This window comes from Sphingomonas sp. 22R3R2A-7, assembly GCF_036856055.1.
Lineage (GTDB): Bacteria > Pseudomonadota > Alphaproteobacteria > Sphingomonadales > Sphingomonadaceae > Sphingomonas.
Window position 1 is genome coordinate 1088682 of the sequence record NZ_JASPFR010000001.1, and the last position, 17245, is coordinate 1105926.

Here is a 17245-nt window from a genome sequence, read left to right on the forward strand (position 1 = left end):
CGTCAAATCTCGATCTGGCTGCCGAGTTCGACCACGCGGTTGGTCGGCAGACGGAAGAATTCCATCGCGCTTTCGGCGTTGCGCAGCATCCACGCGAATAGCTTCTCGCGCCAGATCATCATCCCCGGCTTGTCCGACGCGAGCAGCGTCTGCCGCGACAGGAAGAAGCTGGTGTCCATCATCTTGAAGTCCGCGCCGCAGCTATGCACCTGGCGCAGCGCCGCGGGGACGTCGGCGTCCTCCATGAAGCCATAGCGCAGGATCAGCCGGTGGAAGCCGTCACCCAGCTCCTCGCGCACCGCCCGGTCATGCGCCGGCCAATAGGGCTGGCCGACGATCTTGACCGTCAGCAGGATCACGCGCTCGTGCAGCACCTTGTTGTGCTTGAGGTTGTGCAGCAGCGCGTGGGGCACACCGTCCGAGGTCGAGGTCATGAAGACCGCGGTGCCCGGCACGCGCGACGCCGAACCGGCCGCCGAGCCGATGAACACCTTGATCGGCATCGCCGCCTCGCGCATCCGGTCGATCATCAGCTGCCGCCCCTTCGACCACGTCGTCAGGAAGGTGAAGATGATGAGGCCGATCAGCAGCGGGAACCAGCCGCCATCGGGCACCTTGGTGAGGTTCGCGGCCAGATAGGCGCCGTCGACGGTGAAGAAGATCGCGAGCAGCGGGATCGCGGCGATCTTCGGCCAGTTCCACAGCCGGAAGAGCACGACGCCGAGCAGGCAGGTGTCGATCAGCATCGCCCCCGTCACCGCGATGCCGTAGGCGCTGGTCAGGTTCGACGAGGTGCGGAAGAACAGCACCAGCAGGATCACCATCACCATCAGCGCGCCGTTGACCAGCGGGATATAGATCTGGCCCGCGGTCGCGGCACTGGTATGCTCGATCCGCAGCCGCGGGATGAAGCCGAGCTGGATCGCCTGTTGCGTGACCGAGAACGCGCCCGAGATCACCGCCTGCGACGCGATCACCGCGGCCATCGTCGCGAGGATGACGAGCGGCAGCTGAAGGCTTTCGGGCGCGAGATTGTAGAACGGGCTGACGAGCGCCGCCTGCCCGTCGCGGAACAGCAGCGCGCCCTGCCCCATGTAGTTGAGGATCAGCGCGGGGAGCACGAAGAACAGCCAGGAAATGCCGATCGGCCGGCGGCCGAAATGCCCCATGTCCGCATAGAGCGCCTCCGCGCCGGTCACCGCGAGCACGACCGAACCGAGCGCGAGGAAGGCGCGGGTCGGGTCGATCAGGAAGAACTCGACCGCATAATGTGGCGAGAACGCCCAGAGCACGCCCGGCGTCTGGATGATGCTGAGGATGCCGAGCACCGCGATGACGCTGAAATACACCAGCATGATCGGCCCGAACACCATGCCGATCCGCGCGGTGCCGCTCTTCTGGACCCAGAACAAGGCGATCAGGATCGCGATCACGATCGGCAGGACGAGCCCGGCAAAGCTCGGTGCGGCGACCGCGAGCCCCTCGACCGCGGACAGCACCGACACCGCGGGCGTGATCATGCTGTCGCCGTAGAACAGCGCGGTCGCGAAGACGCCGAGCAGGATGATCCCCTTGCTCCATCGCCGCGTCTTGGTCTTGCCCGAGACGAGCGCGAGCAGCGCGAGACTGCCGCCCTCGCCCTTGTTGTCCGCGCGCATGATGATGATGACGTATTTCACCGTCACGACGATCATCATCGACCAGAACATCAGGCTGATGACGCCCATGATGTGCGCCGAATCGAGCGCGAGCTTGTGGTGGCCGGCAAAGGTCTCGCGGAACGCGTAGAGCGGGCTCGTGCCGATATCACCGAACACGATGCCGATCGCCCCGAAGGCGAGCTTGAGCATGCCGTCCGAATGATGGTGGCCGGTATCCGGATCAAGGCCGGCGGGGGGCACGGTCGAAGCCGCGGCGGTCTGGTCGACGCTCACTGGACGGTGAATCGACCCGGAAGTGCAGCAATCATCATCGAATGTCCGATTTCACCCTGTGCCCCAAGCGCGCGCATTTAGCATGCACGTCAGGGGGCGGCAACGGCACCGCCGGCAACGTGGATTAACCGCTGCTGATCATGTACCGCCGCTCCCCGAGCCGGTTGCGACGCATTTTGCGCCCGTCTGGGCGTCGAACCGTCAGCGCGTGATCACCTCGCGAATCACGAAGTGCGACGCCAGCCGCGTGACGCCCGGCAATTGCGACAGCGTCTCGCGGTGGATGCGTTCGAACGTCTCGCCCTGCCGTATCTCGACGTGCAGCATATAGTCGGCCTCGCCGCTCATCAGGAAACACTGCACCACCTGCGGGCAGCGCACGATCTCCGCCTCGAAGGCCGCCATCGTCTCCTTGCGCTGGTCGCGGAGCGTCACGTTGACGAGGACGATGCTGGGATCGCCGCGCGCCGCGCGCGACAGCACCGCGCGGTACCCGCTGATCGCACCGCTTTCGCGCAGCTGCGCCACCCGGCGATGCGCCGCGCTCGCGGACAGCCCGACCGCCTCGCCAAGCTCCGCACTCGTCAGATCCGAATTCGCCGCCAGCAGGTCGAGGATCCTGCGCTCGATCGAATTGCTCAAGAATTTCTCGCTAATGAGCAGGGGATCACACAAATCATGCGTTTGACATAGCTGACCGGGACATGTTTGCGAACCCTTCCCGCGCGAAGCAGCGTAAAAGGCGCGCAAACATAAGGAGTGGAAGCAATGCGTGTCGGTGTCCCCAAGGAAATCAAGAATCACGAATATCGCGTCGGCCTGACCCCGCCGTCGGTCGCCGAGCTGGTCGCCGCAGGCCACGAGGTCGTCGTCGAGACTCAGGCCGGGTCGGGCATCGACTTCGAGGACCAGGATTACATCGACGCGGGGGCGACGATCCTCCCCGACGCGAAGTCGGTCTTCGCCGCCGCGGACATGATCGTGAAGGTCAAGGAGCCGCAGCCGGTCGAGATCGCGATGCTCGAACCACGCCACCTGCTCTTCACCTATCTCCACCTCGCCGCCGACAAGCCGCAGGCCGAAGGGCTGATGAAGTCCGGCGCGACCTGCATCGCGTACGAGACCGTCACGGACCACCGCCGCGGCCTGCCGCTGCTCAAGCCGATGTCCGAGGTCGCGGGCCGCATGTCGGTGCAGGTCGGCGCGCATTATCTCGAAAAGGAACAGGGCGGTCGCGGCGTCCTGCTCGGCGGCGTCCCCGGTGTCGCGCCCGCCAAGGTCGCGATCCTCGGCGGCGGCGTCTCGGGCGTCAACGCCGCGCAGATGGCGGTCGGCATGCGCGCCGACGTCACGATCTACGACATTTCGAACGACCGCCTCGCCGAGCTCGACATGTTCTTCTCCAGCCAGATCAAGACCGCCTATGCCTCGAAGGCCGCGATCGCGGCGGCGGTGAAGAATGCGCATCTCGTGATCGGCGCGGTGCTCGTCCCGGGCGCAGCAGCCCCCAAGCTCGTCACGCGCGAGATGCTGAAAACGATGAAGCGCGGCTCGGTCCTCGTCGACATCGCGATCGACCAGGGCGGCTGCTTCGAGACGAGCCACGCCACCACGCATGAGGATCCCGTGTTCGAGGTCGACGGCGTGATCCATTACTGCGTGGCGAACATGCCCGGCGCGGTCGCGCGTACGTCGGCGTTCGCGCTCAACAACGCGACGCTCCCGTTCGCGCTGAAGCTCGCGAACCTGGGTGCGGAGGCGGCCATGAAGGCCGACCCGCATCTCGCCAACGGGCTCAACGTCTACAGGGGCAAGATCGCCTATAAGGCGGTCGCGGATGATCTGGATCTACCTTACGAAGCGTGGTCGAATTAACCGGGAACGGATGCGGAACGCGGGTGTTGGACAGGGGAAAGGAATTTCCGATGTCCGACACCCCGAACCCCAAGTCCGAGCCCTTTTCGAACGCCGAGAAGGATCCGCACGACTGGACCACCGGCGACGAAAAGATGACAGGCGCACAGGCGAGCTATCTCAAGACGCTCTCCGAGGAAGCGCATGAGGAATTCGACGAGACGTTGAGCAAGGCCGATGCCTCGCTCAAGATCGACGAGCTCCAGGGCAAGACCGGCCGCGGCCAGTAACGGCTCGCGCGGAGGAGAGATCGGACGCGATGCGCCGATCTCTCCCCGTCTCCCCTAATTCTCCGAACCGCCCTGACGAACGTCGGGCCTCAAAGACCGCCACCCCGCGACCATCAAGGTCGCGTCGCTTGGGCCTCCAGCAGCCGGTCGAGCAGCGCCAGCCGCGTGGCAATCGCATCGTGATAGGAAATCCGCGCCGGCGTCAGCGCCAGCGCGCGCGCCCAATAGGGTCGCGCCGCCGCGAAATCGCCAGCACGCACATATGCCAGTCCCAGAAAGAACGGCGGCGCCGGATGTCGTGGCGCCAATCGCGTTGCCTGCTGGAATGCGAACAGCGCGGCCGACGATACTTGGTTGCCGTCATGCGCGGCGAGCGCGTTGCCGAGGCCGGTCCACAACACCACGCTGCGCGGCGCGATGCGGATCCCGCCGAGCAGCACCTGCACCGCCGCACGACGGTCACCGAGGCGCGTCATCGCATCCGCTGCGACCAGATACGCCGCTGCCCCGGTATACCGCTCGAGCATCTGGTCGCGCAGTTCGATCGTCGCGCCGTCGTCGGGCGCCGGCGCGAGTCCGCCGATCACCGGCTGCCCCGCAAGGCCGGGCCGGCCCTGCAGCGCATAGCCCGCCGCGCCCAGCATCAGCGCGGACGCGACCATCGACCACAGCATCCGCTCGACCTTGAGCAGCGCCAGAACGCCGAACGCCGCAGCCGCGATCGCCGCCAGCATGACCCAGCCCATCAGCGCGCCCTCCGACGAAAACTCGACCGCGCGATCCAGATCCCGGCCAGCAACAGCGCGATCGGCGCCAGCCACAACGGCCAGGTCAGAGCCGACAGCGGCGGGTCATAGGTGACGTAATCGCCATAGCGCGACACCAGCCACGCGCGGATCGATGCGGGTGCCTCGCCCCTGTCGATCCGTTCGCGGACCAGCGCGCGCATGTCGGCCGCCATGTCCGCATCGCTGTCGGCGATCGACTGGCCCTGACAGACCAGGCACCGCAGCGTTTCCATCAGGGCCTTTGCGGAGGCTTCCTTGGCGGGATCGGCGAGCTGGACATTGGCATAGGGCGCCGGCGGGGTGACCGGCTGCGCGGTGGCAGGCGCGGCGACCAGCAACAGCGCCGTCAAGACACGACCCCGCATCACCGCGCCGCCCTGACGGCCTGGACGATCTCGTCGACCTGCTCGGGCCGGATGTCGCCGATGATCTGCTTCACGACGATCCCGCGGCCGTCGACGACGAAGGTCTCGGGGACGCCCGACGATCCCAGCGCCATCTGGACGCGGCTTGCCGAATCGCTGCCGATCCGCGCATAGGGATCGCCGTTGCGCGCGAGAAATCCCGCGATCGCCGTCCCCGTGTCCCGAACCGCGATCGCGTCGATCGGCACGCCCGCCGCCTTCAACCGCATCAATTGCGGCGCCTCCGCGATGCACGGCACGCACCAGCTCGCGAACACGTTGAGCAGTCGCGGCTGCCCCTGCCTGAACGTCGCAGCACTCAGCCCCGGCTTGCCCGCGACCATCGCCGGCAGCGCGAAGTCGGGGACGGGCTTGCCGACCATCGCCGAGCGCACGACAGTTTCGCCGGGCTTCACCAGCCCGCTGATCACGACGACGAACACCAGCGCGAAGATCGCCAGTGGCGCCCACAAGGCGACGCGCTTCACGCCCACTCCGCCCGCAGCATCGTACGGCGTTCGCGCCGCACGCGTCCGATCAGCGACAGCATCCCGCCGAGCGCGATCAGCACCCCGCCGAACCAGATCAACGTCACGAACGGCTTCCACCACAGGCGCAGCTGCCAGCGTCCCTGCGCGTCGGGCTGGCCGAGCACCGTATAGAGCTGCCCGTCGAGCGCGGTCAGGATCGCGGACTCGTTGGTGCTCGTCGGTGGATTGGCAAAGAACCGCAGCTGCGGGTGCAGCACGCGCGTCTTCGTGCCGCGGACCACGGACAGGCGTGCCTCGAGCGCCGACCAATTGTCGCCGATCACCGGCGCGATCCCGTCGAGCGTGACCTGGTACGGTCCAACCCGCGCCGGCTCGCCCGCACGTACCGCGACCAGCGTTTCCTGCGTGAACGCGCTGTCCGACGCCATTCCGGCAAGGCTGACCGCGATGCCGAGATGCGCGATGACCATGCCGTAGGTGAACAGCGGCGTGCGGCGCAGGTTGCGCTTCCACAACGGCGCGACGCTCGCCACCGCGAGTCCGGCGGCCAGCGACAGCCCTGCCCAGGCCAGTACGCCCGGCCAGACGAATATCAGCGCGATCGCGGCAGCGACCGTCGCGCCGATCGGCAGCGCCATCCGCGCGATCACCGCGCGAGCCTCGTCGCGTCGCCAGCGGAGCAGCGGCCCCGCCGCCATCACCGCGACGAGCAGCAGCGCGATCGGCCCTGCCGCCTTGTTGAAGAACGGCGGCCCGACCGAGAGCTGTACGCCGAAGCTCGCCGCGACGATCGGATAGAGCGTTCCGATCAGCACGATCCCGAGGATCACCGACAGCAACAGGTTGTTGGCGACCAGCCCGCCCTCGCGGCTGACGGGGTCGAACGTCGTGCCCGCGCGGACGGTGCCGATCCGCGCGGCGAACAACGCGAGCGCACCGCCGATATAGATTGCCAGCAGCGCGAGGATGAACGCACCACGCTCAGGGTCCACCGCGAACGCATGCACGCTCGTCAGGATGCCCGACCGGACCAGGAACGTCCCGATCATCGACATCGAGAATGCGACCACCGCGAGCATCACCGTCCACGCGCGCAGGCCGTCGCGCGTCGCCAGCACGGTCACTGAATGGAGCAACGCCGTCGCCGCCAGCCACGGCATCAGCGACGCGTTCTCGACCGGGTCCCAGAACCACCAGCCGCCCCAGCCGAGCTCGTAATAGGCCCAATAGCTGCCAGCGGTGATCCCGAGCGTCAGGAATATCCAGGCGATCAGCACCCAGGGCCGCATCGCCCTGGCAAATGCCGGCCCGACGTCGCGCGTCACGAGGGCGCCGACCGCGAACGAGAACGCGACCGACAGTCCGACATAGCCGGCGTACAGAGTCGGCGGGTGGAACGCCAAGCCGGGATCCTGCAACAGCGGGTTGAGCCCCAGCCCGTCGGGCGCCGCCGGGCTCAGCCGCGCAAACGGGTTCGACGAGAATAGCAGGAACGCATAGAATCCGAGCGCGATCACCGCCTGCGCACCCAGCGTCGCGGTCAGGGTCCGCTCCGCCAGCGAACGCTCGAAGATCGCGACCGCGCCCCCCGCCAGCCCCAGGATCGTCACCCAGAGCAGCATCGAGCCCTCGTGATTCCCCCACGCGCCCGCGAACTTGTACAGCCACGGCTTGGCCGAATGGCTGTTCTCGACGACGAGCTTCACCGACATGTCCGACCGCAGGAACAGCCAGATCAGCAATATCATCGCCAGCGCCGACAACAGACCCTGGACGATCGCGACCGGCCGCACCGCCGCCGAGACGTCGTCGCGGTTCCGTGCGATCCCGATTGCCGCCATGGCGAGTTGCAACGCCGCCAGCGCGCCCGCGAACCAGAGCGCGGCAAGGCCTGCCTCTGCGATCACGGCGTCTGGTCCGTCACCAGCGTCTTGGTCTCGTGCATCTTGCCCGCCATTTCGGGCGGCATGTATTTCTCGTCGTGCTTGGCGAGCAGATTGGACGCGACGAAGCGGCCATCGGGCTCGAACCGGCCCTCGGCGACGACGCCCGACTTTTCGCGGAACAAATTGGGGACGATGCCGGCGAACACGACCGGTGTCGTCGCCGCGCCGTCGGTGACGGTGAAATGCACCGTGACGCCGTCGGCCGCACGCTTTACCGAGCCGTCCTCGACCATCCCGCCAAGCCGGACCGCGCGCCCCAGCGGGATGCCGTCGCGCCGCACGTCCGACGGCGCATAGAAGAACGCCGCCTGATCCTTCAGCGCCGACAGCGCGAGCAGCCCCGCGACGACGACCGCGCCCAGCGCGAGCAACGCAAGCGTCAGCCGCTGATGCTTCGCCTTCATCGCTCCGCCTTCCGCATCGCAAGATAGCTCAGCAGCGCGACCACGCCGCCGCCGCCGAGCGTCACGCCATAGGCGGCGATCACGAATGGCCAGGCGGTCATGACCGCGCCATCCGCCGCATCCGGGCCTCGGCCTTGGCCACCGCTAGGATCGTCCGCATCCGCATCAGCACGATGCCCGCGAACAGCAGCGTGAACCCCAGCAGCATGATCGGCAGCGGCCACAGGATCGCACCGGCAATGCTCGACTGCGTCAGGCCGATGCTCGGCCCCTGGTGCAGCGTGTTCCACCAGACCACCGAATAGCGGATGATCGGCAGCAGCACCGATCCCGCGACGCCGTACAGCGCGGGGATCCGCCCGTCGCCGCCACGATCCGCATCCGCCTTCGCAAGTGCCATATAGCCGAGATACACGAAGAACAGCAGCAGCATCGACGTCAGCCGCCCGTCCCACTCCCACCACGTCCCCCAGGTCGGCCGGCCCCAGATCGACCCGGTCGTCAGGCACAACGCCGCGAAGACCGCCCCCGGCAGCGCGATCGCGCGCGCGGCGATCGTCGCCAGCGGGTGCCGCCAGACTAGCGCCATGATGCTGCTGATCGCGATTCCACTCCATCCGGCCATGCCCAGCCACGCGGCGGGAACATGGATATAGAGGATCCGCACCGTCTCGCCCTGGAGATAATCGGGCGGCGTCAGCGTCAGTCCTGCCCAGCAGCCGATCGCGACAAGCACTACCCCCGCCCAGAACAGCAGCGGCGTCAACGGCTTGGCGATCTTCAGAAAGCGCGCAGGATTGGCGAAGGCATGGAGCGTAGGCACTGCCGCTCCCTTATCGGCTCATTGCCCGGCCGTCACGCGAGACTTCGCCCGACGACGGCAACGAAGACGCGGCGGAGACGCATGCCGGACAACGCCTCCGCCCATGACGCAACACGCGTCCCGCGCTTACCGCCCGATCAGTCGCTTCGCGATCGAGTCCGCGACATCCGACGACGGCTCGCCGCTGCGATCGCTCTCGTCCCAGACCTGGATCAGCCGCTCGGGAATGCGCGCGATCCGCGACTTCACTTCGGCTTCGTCGCCCTGGCCGAGATATTCGAGCCCGACATTGATGATCCCGCCCGCGTTGATCACGTAATCCGGCGCGTACAGGATACCGCGTGCATGCAGCCGCGCACCGTCTTCGCGCACGCTCAACTGGTTGTTCGCGCCGCCCGCGACGACCTTTGCCTTCAGCGCGGCGATCGACATCTCGGTCAGGATCGCGCCGAGCGCGTTCGGGCTGAAGATATCGGTCTCGGTCGTCAGGATCGCTTCGGCCGCAACCGCCGTCGCGCCGAGCTCGCCGGCCAGCGCCTGTGCGCGCGCCTCGTCGACGTCCGCCAGCGTCAACACCGCGCCGTCCTTCGCCAGCAGCCGCGCGAGCCCGCCGCCGACCGAGCCGACGCCCTGGATCGCGACGCGCACGCCCTTCATGTCGGTCGCGCCCAGCCCGCGCTGCGCCGCCGCCTTGACCCCCAGATAGATGCCGAGCGCGGTGTACGGCCCCGGATCACCACCCGCCGCGCCGCTTGCGACCGGCAGGCCCGAGACATACCGCGTCTGCGTCGCGATGACCTTCATCCGCTCCTCTGACATGCCGACGTCCTCGGCCGTCACATAGCGACCGCCGAGTGCCTCGACCGCGCGACCGAAGGCTTCGAGCTGCGCGGTCGTGATGACGTCGCCGGGCTTCGCCGCCAGCACGACACCCTTGCCGCCGCCGAGCTCGAGCCCGGCCATCGCGTTCTTGAAGCTCATGCCGCGCGACAGGCGCAGCGCATCGGTCACCGCGCGGCCATTGTCGGCATAATGCCAGAAACGCGTCCCGCCCGCCGCCGGACCGAGCTTGGTCGAATGGAGCGCGATTACCGCGCGCAGACCCGATTCGGGATCGGTAAAGCTGTGGACGCCCTCATGGTCGTCGAAATCGGGAAGGTCCCAAACCGCTGTCATCGCCGGCTCCGTCAGGAGGAATAAAATTGCTGTAAGGTGAAATATTATTTTCCGGCAGGATTTACCAGCGCAAAGCTGCACGATGCCAGGGACTTGGCAAAATAATGCCAGTGGGGAAAATAACGCCCGGTACCAGGACCGGGAAATAATGGGGCGACCGACGGGACTTGAACCCGCAACATCCGGCATCACAAGCCGACGCTCTAACCAATTGAACTACGATCGCCGCGAAGGCCCGTGCCCCTAAGCGGGCTGTCCGGGTCCGTCAAGCGCCGCGATGTCGCTCGCGTTCAAAAACTGCCCTCGATCGCCTGGCGGTACCCGCCTGCCCCCGTACGAACCCGAGCGTTTCGAGCGTCTGCTGTGCAACCGGGTCGGTCGGCTGGAGCGTCAGCTCTGCCCGATACCGTCCATCATTCTCCAGCCGCAGCGTCACGCCCTCGGTCCCCGCCTGGCTGACGAGCGGCAGGATCACCGCGCTCCCGTCGCACCGCGGCGTGCCCGCAACCGACTGCGGCAGCGTGATCCCCGCCACCGTCCCGCCGAGAGTCGCCCGCACGCGCCCCTCCGCACTCTGGCACTGGCCGTCGGCGAACCCCACAGTGACCGCCTCCAGCTCCAGCGCGGTCACCGGGACGGGCGCGAACACCGCCCCCGCCGCGATCGTCCCGCTCAGTGCATCGACGCCGAAACCGTGACGGCTGACGCTGGCCGCGCCGCGCAGCGCCCGGGTAGCCCGTCCGGCCCTGCCAGCACTATGCGCGCCTTCCCGACCAGCAGCGGCAGCGGCGACAGCCGCGCGTGGAGCGACCCGAGCGCGACGTCGCCGAACCGCGCATCGGTCAGCGTCGCACCCCAGATCGTTCCCGTGACGCGCCGTGCCACGAGCCCCGCGTCACCGACGCCGAACCAGCCGAGCGCCGCGCGCATCGGCAGGAACACGAGCAGCGCAACGACCAGCATCGCGCCGAACAACGCGGTCGGTCCGGTTTTCAACCTGATCCGCCTCATGCCGCGCGCGCCTTCAGCGTCATCGTCGCGCTCACCGTCCGGTCGCCCGAATTGGTCATGGTCGCCGAGTCCACCAGGATCCCCGCGCGCTCGAGCCGTGCCAGCCAGGCGGTCAGCGCTGCCGGGCGCGCCGAGGGGATCGCGATCCGGACGCGGTCAGGCCCATCCTGATCGAGGCTTGTCACCGCGAACCCCGCGACATCCGCCTGCACGCGAACCACGTCGGCGAGCGCGCCCGTGAGCGGCGCGGGTCGCGTGCGTTGCGCCTCGCGCAGGATCGCGACCTGCGCCTGCGTGTCGCCCAGCCGCGTCACCGCGCTTGCATGCCGTTCACGCGCACTCGACAGTCCGTCGCCGACGGGCCGGATCACCGCGCCCCAGATCAGCGTCAGCACCGCCAGCGCCGCCATCGCGACGAGCAGCCGCTTTTCCCGCAGCGATCGTCCCTCGAACCAGTGTCGCAGTCCCGTCATCGTCACGCGCCCCCACCGGTGCTGAGCGTCAGGTCGCCGGCGACGCGCCCGTCGGCCGCCTGGAAGACGCTCGCCTGGACGGCGAACCCGGCCGCCTCGAACGCGGTCTTCAAATCGGTCGCGAGCGATTCGCGCTCGACGGCCACGCTCAGCCTCACGGTCCCGTTTGGCTGGAAGTCGAGCGCGGTGATTTCGCTGCCGGGCACCGCGCGCACCACCGCGAAGATCGCTGCGCTGGTTGCGCTGAACCCCAGCCCGGGGCCGCGCACGCGCGACAGCCGCTCGTCGAGCTGCCGCGTCGCGTCGGTCACCGTCTCGCCGCGTGGCAGGCCCGATCTTGCGACTAGGTCCGCCTGCGTCGCGAGCATATCCGCACCGAAGCTGTATTTCGCGATCCGCACCAGCGAGATCGCCAGCGTCACCGCCAGAATGAGCCCGGCAAGAACCGCCAGCCGCCGGATCAGCGCCCAGTCGAGCGCGAACCGCCGCCGCCGTGCGAACACCCCCTGCCGAAGGTCGAGCGACGGTGCCGCGACCGCCCCGACCAGCGCCGCTTCCAGGTCTGCGCGCTCGATCGCGACCGGCGCGCTGTCGCCCGTGACGAGTGCGGTCATCGGCGCCTCGTCGGCGAACCCGCAGGTCGTCCCGCGGATGATCGCGCTGCCCGCCAGGACGGTGCCGACATATCCCTCGTCCGGGCGTGGCAGCAGCATCGGTGCGGGGATGACCGCGACCGGATCGATCCCCGCCTCCGCGAGCATCCGCAGCCAGCCGAGCATCACCGCGCTGCCGACGACGCCGATCGGTCGTTCGGCGTTGCCCTCGTCGCCGACGACGACGTGAAGCTCGGCCAGCGGCGCGGCGCTCGCCTCGGTGACGAGAAGCCGCGCCGCCGCGGTCGCCTGCGCGGGGCTGCGCGACGGGAGTTCGGCCCAGTGGAGCGTCACCGCCTCGGCCGGGGCGACCGCGAGCGTCGCACCATCGGGATCGGGCGCGGGGATCCCCTCGCCCTCGTCGACGACGCGCCTGTCCGCCATGCAGAATCCAGCGATAACCGGTCTCGCCGGACGGAAGGAACACCAGGGTCGTCATGAGTCTTCGCCCCATTGCCGCGATACGAGCCGCGCGGGAAGCGTCGTCGCATCGATCAGCGCATGTTCCTGCAGAACCGTCGTGCCGATCGTCACGTCGATCTGCAGCGTGAACCATTTCGACACGATCGCGGTCCCGCGCTCGCCATCCGCATTGGCATTGCCCTGCAACGCCGCGCTCTTGAAAAAAACATCGGTGCTGCCAACGCCCTGCGGCGGGCGCTGAAGGATCATCTGGCGCGCGCCGGCGATCGACATCGTGTCGGGGAACAGCATCGCGAGGATCGGCGCCTGCTCGGGGAGCAGCGTGTTGACGTTGATCGGCGCGGCCTGCGCTATGGGCAGCGTGCATATCCACGGCTTCAGCGTCGCATAGATTTGCGGCGTCATACCCGCCACCGCGCAGATCTCGCTCGGGTCGGTCATCAGCGTGTCCGCGGTCCGGTACGGCGTCTCGCGGTTGAGATACGCGGCGTCCTCCGCCCCCATCGCCTGCTGCGCCTGATCGCTGTCGATCCAGTCGGCGGTCCCCGCCGCGATCTGTTCGGCAACCTGCACGGGCACGTCGAGCAGCCGCATCAGCCGGACGAATTGCGGGCGCATCAGCGGGTCGGTGACATAGGCCCCCGCCCGACCGCTCACGAGGCTGTTGAGATTGAAGCAATTCCCGCCGTCGCGCACGCGCGCGGTCGCAAATCCACCACCCGGCAACGGCATCCCGAACGGCCGGCCGCTCCAGTCGCCCTGCAACGTCACGCGCTTCGGGCTCGCCTCGAGCATCGCCCCGATCCGCGTCGTCGCAAGCGTCTCGGCGGCCAGCGCATAGGCGCGCGCCTGCTCGCCCGCTGCCGCATTGCCGGCCAGTCGCGTCGACAGCCGCAACTTCTCGAGCGCCGCCCCCGCCATCACCGCGATGATCGCCACCAGCATCAGCACGGTCAGCAATGCCGCGCCCCGCTCGCGGGCTGGAATTGCAACGTCACGGCGTTTCATTGACGACCTCCCGGGGCGGCGGTGCATAGCCCGATCCGACGAGGAACATCTGGCGGAACAGCGTCCCGTCGGTGCGTTGCAGCGTGAGCTCGAGCGCCTCGGGCAATGGCACACCCTGCAGGCCGTCCCACCGGTCGCTCCACGCGCCCGCCAGCCGATAGCGCAGCCCGATGCGCGTCACCCCCGCCATCAGCGCGGCGGGCGGCAGCGGGCCCGCGCCATCGACCATCGGATAGGCGATCCGCTGCACCACGCCGTCGCTCAGCCGATAGGCGACCTTCTGCGCGTTCGATCGTGCCGCACCGTCGATATTGGTCCAGCCCCCGCGCACCAGCCGCAGAATCGGGGCGTCGCCGCTGCCACTCCCGCTGTCACCGACGAACGCGGGAATCGGCGCACCCGATTCGTCCCGCGCTGCCCGCAGCGACGCCTGACCGAGATCCGCCGACATAATCGACAGCGTTCGCGTCAGCGCGCCGATATCGTCGAGCCGCGCGCCCGTCGTGCGCTGCGCCGTCACGCTGAACGACAGGATCGCCGCCCCCGCCGCGGCGATCATCCCGAAGATCATGAGCGAGACCATCACCTCGACGAGCGTGAAGCCGTGTTCGGCGGACCGTCGATCGTCTTCGAGTGCGTGTTCGAAACGTTGGCCGCTCTCGGGCATGAACGAGACAGCCGCGCCATGCGCGTGCGCGTGCGTCCTCAGCGAGGCAGCGCGCCGCCCGCTCATGTCGACGCCGCCACTGCCGTAGCCTGGCGCGGCGCAGGACGGATCATCGTCGATCGGCCGAGGATTGCGCCGCTGCGATCTCGCCACCGTGACGTCGATCCGCAGCACCTGCGATCCGCCCATCGCGCGCACGCTGCGCATCCAGGCCCAGCTTCGCCCGCCATTGGGCTCCGCACCCGCGACCGCACCGGCGGTCGGCGGCTGCGCGGCGGTCACCGCGTCGATCGCGACGTTGCGCGCGACCATCTGCGCGATCAGCGTATCGTCGAGGATCGTCGCCCCCGGATCGTCGCGCTCTCCAACCTGACGAGCGCCATCGCCGCGAGGCTGAACACCGCCAGCGCGACCATGATCTCGATCAGCGTGAAGCCCCGTTCCGGGCGGCGGATTCGTCCCGCGCGCAACGGCGCGCGTATCGCTCGTTCAGCGCGCATCGGCGCGCACGCTGCCATCGGCGTCGATCGTGACGCTCGCCTCGGCTCCACCGCGGCTGAGCGCCACCGTCGCCGGTCGATCGACAAGACCCGTCGGATCGAACGTCACCCGCACGCGTCCGCTCAGGTCCCCGATCGTCGCGCGCGTACCTTCGGTCCAGCGTTCGACGCGCAACGGCTTCTCGCTGATCGGTGTCCAGCCGCCCGCAAGTCGCCGGTCGAAGCCGTAGCCGCCCCCCGTGATCCACACGCTGACCGGTCGCGCCTCGACGATCGCCGAGTCATGTGCAGCGCGCACCCGCGCGGCAAAGCGCGTCGCCTCGTCGAACACGCGGCCGCGCGGATCGGGCATGACGAACACCGCCACGGCCGATGCCAGACCGATGATCGTGACCACGACCATCAGCTCGACCAGCGTGAAGCCGTGTTCGGCGGAACGCTTCGAGGACGTGAAGCCGTGTTCGGCGGAACGCCTCAAGGACGTGAAGCCGTGTTCGGCGGAACGCCTCAAGGACGTGAAGCCGTGTTCGGCGGAACGCCTCAAGGACGTCAAGCCGTGTTCGGCGGAACGCCTCAAGGACGTGAAGCCGTGTTCGGCGGAACGCCTCAAGGACGTGAAGCCGTGTTCGGCGGACCGCCTCAAGGACGTGAAGCCGCGCCTGCCCCCGCCGGCACGAACGCCGACGGAAAGCCCGGCCAGAGGCTTACTGCCAGCTGCCGATATCGGCATCGATCCCCTCGCCGCCTTCCTTGCCGTCGGCGCCGAAGGTCCAGACGTCGGCCTCGCCATGCGTCCCCGGCGAGGCATAGAGATACGGACGACCCCAGGGATCGTTCGGCAGCTTCTTCAGATACCCGCCCCGCTGATAGCGCGACGGATCGGTCAGCCCGGCCGGCGCCGTGACAAGCGCGTTCAACCCCTGCGACGTGTTCGGGAAGGTCATGTTCTGAAGCTTGTACAGCTCGAGCCCGCCCTCGATCTGCGCGATGTCGGCCTTGGCCTTCTGGATCCGCGCGGTATCGCCCGATGGCAGCACGTTGAGCGCGACGATCGTGGCGAGCAGGCCGATGATCACGATCACGACCATCAGCTCGACCAGCGTAAAGCCCGCTTCGCGCTTCCTGGAGAGTACGGGACGCTTTTTCTGTTCGGTACGCATACGAGACCTCATTGTCCGGCCAGCGTGTTGAGCTGGAGGATCGGGAGCAGGATGGATAACACGATCGTGGCGACGATGCCGCCCATCACGACGATGATCAGCGGCTCAAGCAGCGACAAGGCGGTGGCGGTAAATCGGTCGAACTCGCGCTCGAGATAGTCGGCCGCGCGCTCGAGCATCTCGTCGAGCCGCCCCGCCGCCTCGCCCGATGCGGCGAGATAGGTCAGCAGCGGCGGGAACACGCCCGCGCGCCGCATCGCCGCCGACAGGCTGCCACCGCCGCGGATCGCCTCGACGATCTGGTCCGACGCGAGCCGGAGGCGGCGGTTGTGGATCGTGCTGGCGGTCAGGTTGAGCCCGTCGAGCAGCGGCAGGCGGCTCGCGACCATCGTCCCGAGCGTGCGCGCCATCCGCGCCGCATGCAGATCGCGCAGCAGCCGCCCGAGCAGCGGGATCCGCAGCAGCCAGCTGTCGAAGGCGAGCCGGATCGACGGGTCCTTCAATGCCTGCCACCCACCCAGCGCGGCGACCCCGACGACCAGCAGCATCACCCACCAATAGCCGACGAGGAACGCCGAAAACGCCATCACCATCCGCGTCAGCAGCGGCAGTTCCTGGCCGACCGTATCGAACTGCTCGACCACCTGCGGCACCACGAACATCATCAGCGCGGTGACGACGCCCAGTGCAACCAGCGCGAGGATCGCGGGATAGGCGAGCGCGGTGATCAGCTTGCCGCGAATCTCCGCCTGCCGCTCGAGCAGCGCGGCGAGCCGGTCGAGGATCGTCGGCAGCGACCCCGAGCTCTCGCCCGCCGCGACCATCGCGCGGTAGAGCGGCGGAAAGCTTTTGGGCTCGCGCGCCATCGAATCGGCGAGACGCCGGCCCTCGACGACGCCCGCGTGAACATGCTGGACGATCGCGCGGACGCTGTCCTGCTCGGTCTGCCGCGTGATCGTGCGGAGCGATTCCTCGAGCGGCGACACGCGGTTGAGCGTCGCGAGCTGGCGCGTGAACAACGTCAGATTCTTGCCCGACATCTTGGGCTTGCCGAGCTGCAACCCGAACAGCGGGCGGCCCTTGGTCGCCTGCGGCGGCGCGCCAGGCGTGATCTTGACGACGTAGAGCTTGCGCGCATCGAGCGTCGCGCGTGCGGTGTCGATGTCGGACGCGGCGACATGGCCGCGGCGTTCGGCACCCTTGGTATCGATGGCGAGATAGTCGAAATCAGCCATGCGGG

The 17245-nt window shown here is 68.3% G+C and carries 19 protein-coding genes, 1 tRNA gene and 1 pseudogene; 2 read left to right on the plus strand and 19 right to left on the minus strand.

The window, feature by feature from the left end:
* Positions 1-2: 2 nt before the first annotated feature.
* Both QP165_RS05150 and QP165_RS05155 read right to left on the minus strand, forming a co-directional pair.
* The gene (locus QP165_RS05150) at positions 3-1934 is read right to left on the minus strand and encodes a potassium transporter Kup (RefSeq protein ID WP_443019265.1); all 1932 of its coding nucleotides are present in this window, start codon (positions 1932-1934) and stop codon (positions 3-5) included.
* A gap of 201 nt (positions 1935-2135) precedes the next feature.
* Positions 2136-2576 carry an Lrp/AsnC family transcriptional regulator gene (locus QP165_RS05155; RefSeq protein ID WP_333994214.1) on the minus strand — a complete coding sequence of 147 codons (441 nt, stop codon included), beginning with the start codon at positions 2574-2576 and terminating at the stop codon, positions 2136-2138.
* A 126-nt stretch (positions 2577-2702) separates the two neighbouring features.
* On the opposite strand from QP165_RS05155, the gene ald reads away from it, so the two are divergent.
* Both ald and QP165_RS05165 read left to right on the plus strand, forming a co-directional pair.
* A complete protein-coding gene (ald, locus tag QP165_RS05160) occupies positions 2703-3809 on the plus strand; it encodes an alanine dehydrogenase (RefSeq protein WP_333994216.1) in 1107 nt (368 codons plus the stop codon).
* A gap of 50 nt (positions 3810-3859) precedes the next feature.
* Positions 3860-4078, plus strand: a complete 219-nt coding sequence (locus QP165_RS05165; protein WP_056015776.1) for a DUF3072 domain-containing protein — start codon at positions 3860-3862, stop codon at positions 4076-4078.
* Between the two features lie 113 nt (positions 4079-4191).
* On the opposite strand, the gene QP165_RS05170 is transcribed toward QP165_RS05165, so the two are convergent.
* The 17 genes and pseudogenes from QP165_RS05170 to gspF all read right to left on the minus strand — a co-directional run bounded on the left by QP165_RS05170 (position 4192) and on the right by gspF (position 17240).
* Positions 4192-4824, minus strand: coding sequence for a hypothetical protein (locus QP165_RS05170; RefSeq protein WP_333994219.1), 633 nt, complete (start codon positions 4822-4824; stop codon positions 4192-4194).
* Entirely contained in the window at positions 4824-5231 is a 408-nt protein-coding gene (locus tag QP165_RS05175; RefSeq protein WP_333994221.1) for a cytochrome c-type biogenesis protein, read from the minus strand. The genes QP165_RS05170 and QP165_RS05175 overlap by 1 nt, the downstream gene beginning before the upstream one ends.
* A complete protein-coding gene (locus tag QP165_RS05180; RefSeq protein ID WP_056018694.1) occupies positions 5231-5758 on the minus strand; it encodes a redoxin family protein in 528 nt (175 codons plus the stop codon). Before QP165_RS05180 ends, QP165_RS05175 begins: the two co-directional genes overlap by 1 nt.
* Positions 5755-7668, minus strand: coding sequence for a heme lyase CcmF/NrfE family subunit (locus tag QP165_RS05185; RefSeq protein ID WP_333994224.1), 1914 nt, complete (start codon positions 7666-7668; stop codon positions 5755-5757). The genes QP165_RS05180 and QP165_RS05185 overlap by 4 nt, the downstream gene beginning before the upstream one ends.
* Entirely contained in the window at positions 7665-8111 is a 447-nt protein-coding gene (ccmE, locus tag QP165_RS05190) for a cytochrome c maturation protein CcmE (RefSeq protein WP_333994225.1), read from the minus strand. Before ccmE ends, QP165_RS05185 begins: the two co-directional genes overlap by 4 nt.
* 97 nt (positions 8112-8208) lie before the next feature.
* Positions 8209-8934, minus strand: coding sequence for a heme ABC transporter permease CcmC (ccmC, locus tag QP165_RS05195; protein ID WP_333994226.1), 726 nt, complete (start codon positions 8932-8934; stop codon positions 8209-8211).
* 126 nt (positions 8935-9060) lie between these two features.
* Positions 9061-10110: a Leu/Phe/Val dehydrogenase gene (locus QP165_RS05200; RefSeq protein WP_333994229.1), complete on the minus strand. Its 1050-nt coding sequence runs from the start codon at positions 10108-10110 to the stop codon at positions 9061-9063.
* A 149-nt stretch (positions 10111-10259) separates the two neighbouring features.
* Positions 10260-10336 (minus strand) — tRNA-His (locus QP165_RS05205).
* Positions 10337-10375: 39 nt separating this feature from the next.
* Positions 10376-11121: pseudogene (gene gspN / locus QP165_RS05210) on the minus strand (type II secretion system protein N).
* A complete protein-coding gene (gene gspM, locus QP165_RS05220; protein ID WP_333994231.1) occupies positions 11118-11594 on the minus strand; it encodes a type II secretion system protein GspM in 477 nt (158 codons plus the stop codon). The pseudogene gspN and the gene gspM overlap by 4 nt, the downstream one beginning before the upstream one ends.
* A gap of 2 nt (positions 11595-11596) precedes the next feature.
* Positions 11597-12631, minus strand: a complete 1035-nt coding sequence (gene gspL / locus QP165_RS05225) for a type II secretion system protein GspL (protein ID WP_333994232.1) — start codon at positions 12629-12631, stop codon at positions 11597-11599.
* Positions 12632-12682: 51 nt separating this feature from the next.
* The gene (gene gspK, locus QP165_RS05230) at positions 12683-13678 is read right to left on the minus strand and encodes a type II secretion system minor pseudopilin GspK (protein WP_333994234.1); all 996 of its coding nucleotides are present in this window, start codon (positions 13676-13678) and stop codon (positions 12683-12685) included.
* Positions 13665-14657, minus strand: a complete 993-nt coding sequence (gspJ, locus tag QP165_RS05235; protein ID WP_333994237.1) for a type II secretion system minor pseudopilin GspJ — start codon at positions 14655-14657, stop codon at positions 13665-13667. Before gspJ ends, gspK begins: the two co-directional genes overlap by 14 nt.
* Before the next feature lie 8 nt (positions 14658-14665).
* Positions 14666-14845 (minus strand): type IV pilus modification PilV family protein, encoded by a 180-nt coding sequence (locus QP165_RS05240; protein WP_333994239.1) that lies wholly within the window; start codon positions 14843-14845, stop codon positions 14666-14668.
* Positions 14835-15323, minus strand: coding sequence for a GspH/FimT family pseudopilin (locus tag QP165_RS05245; protein ID WP_333994240.1), 489 nt, complete (start codon positions 15321-15323; stop codon positions 14835-14837). The genes QP165_RS05240 and QP165_RS05245 overlap by 11 nt, the downstream gene beginning before the upstream one ends.
* A gap of 226 nt (positions 15324-15549) precedes the next feature.
* Positions 15550-16005: a type II secretion system major pseudopilin GspG gene (gene gspG / locus QP165_RS05250; RefSeq protein WP_082445719.1), complete on the minus strand. Its 456-nt coding sequence runs from the start codon at positions 16003-16005 to the stop codon at positions 15550-15552.
* Positions 16006-16013: 8 nt separating this feature from the next.
* Positions 16014-17240, minus strand: coding sequence for a type II secretion system inner membrane protein GspF (gene gspF, locus QP165_RS05255; RefSeq protein WP_333994242.1), 1227 nt, complete (start codon positions 17238-17240; stop codon positions 16014-16016).
* Positions 17241-17245 lie beyond the last annotated feature (5 nt).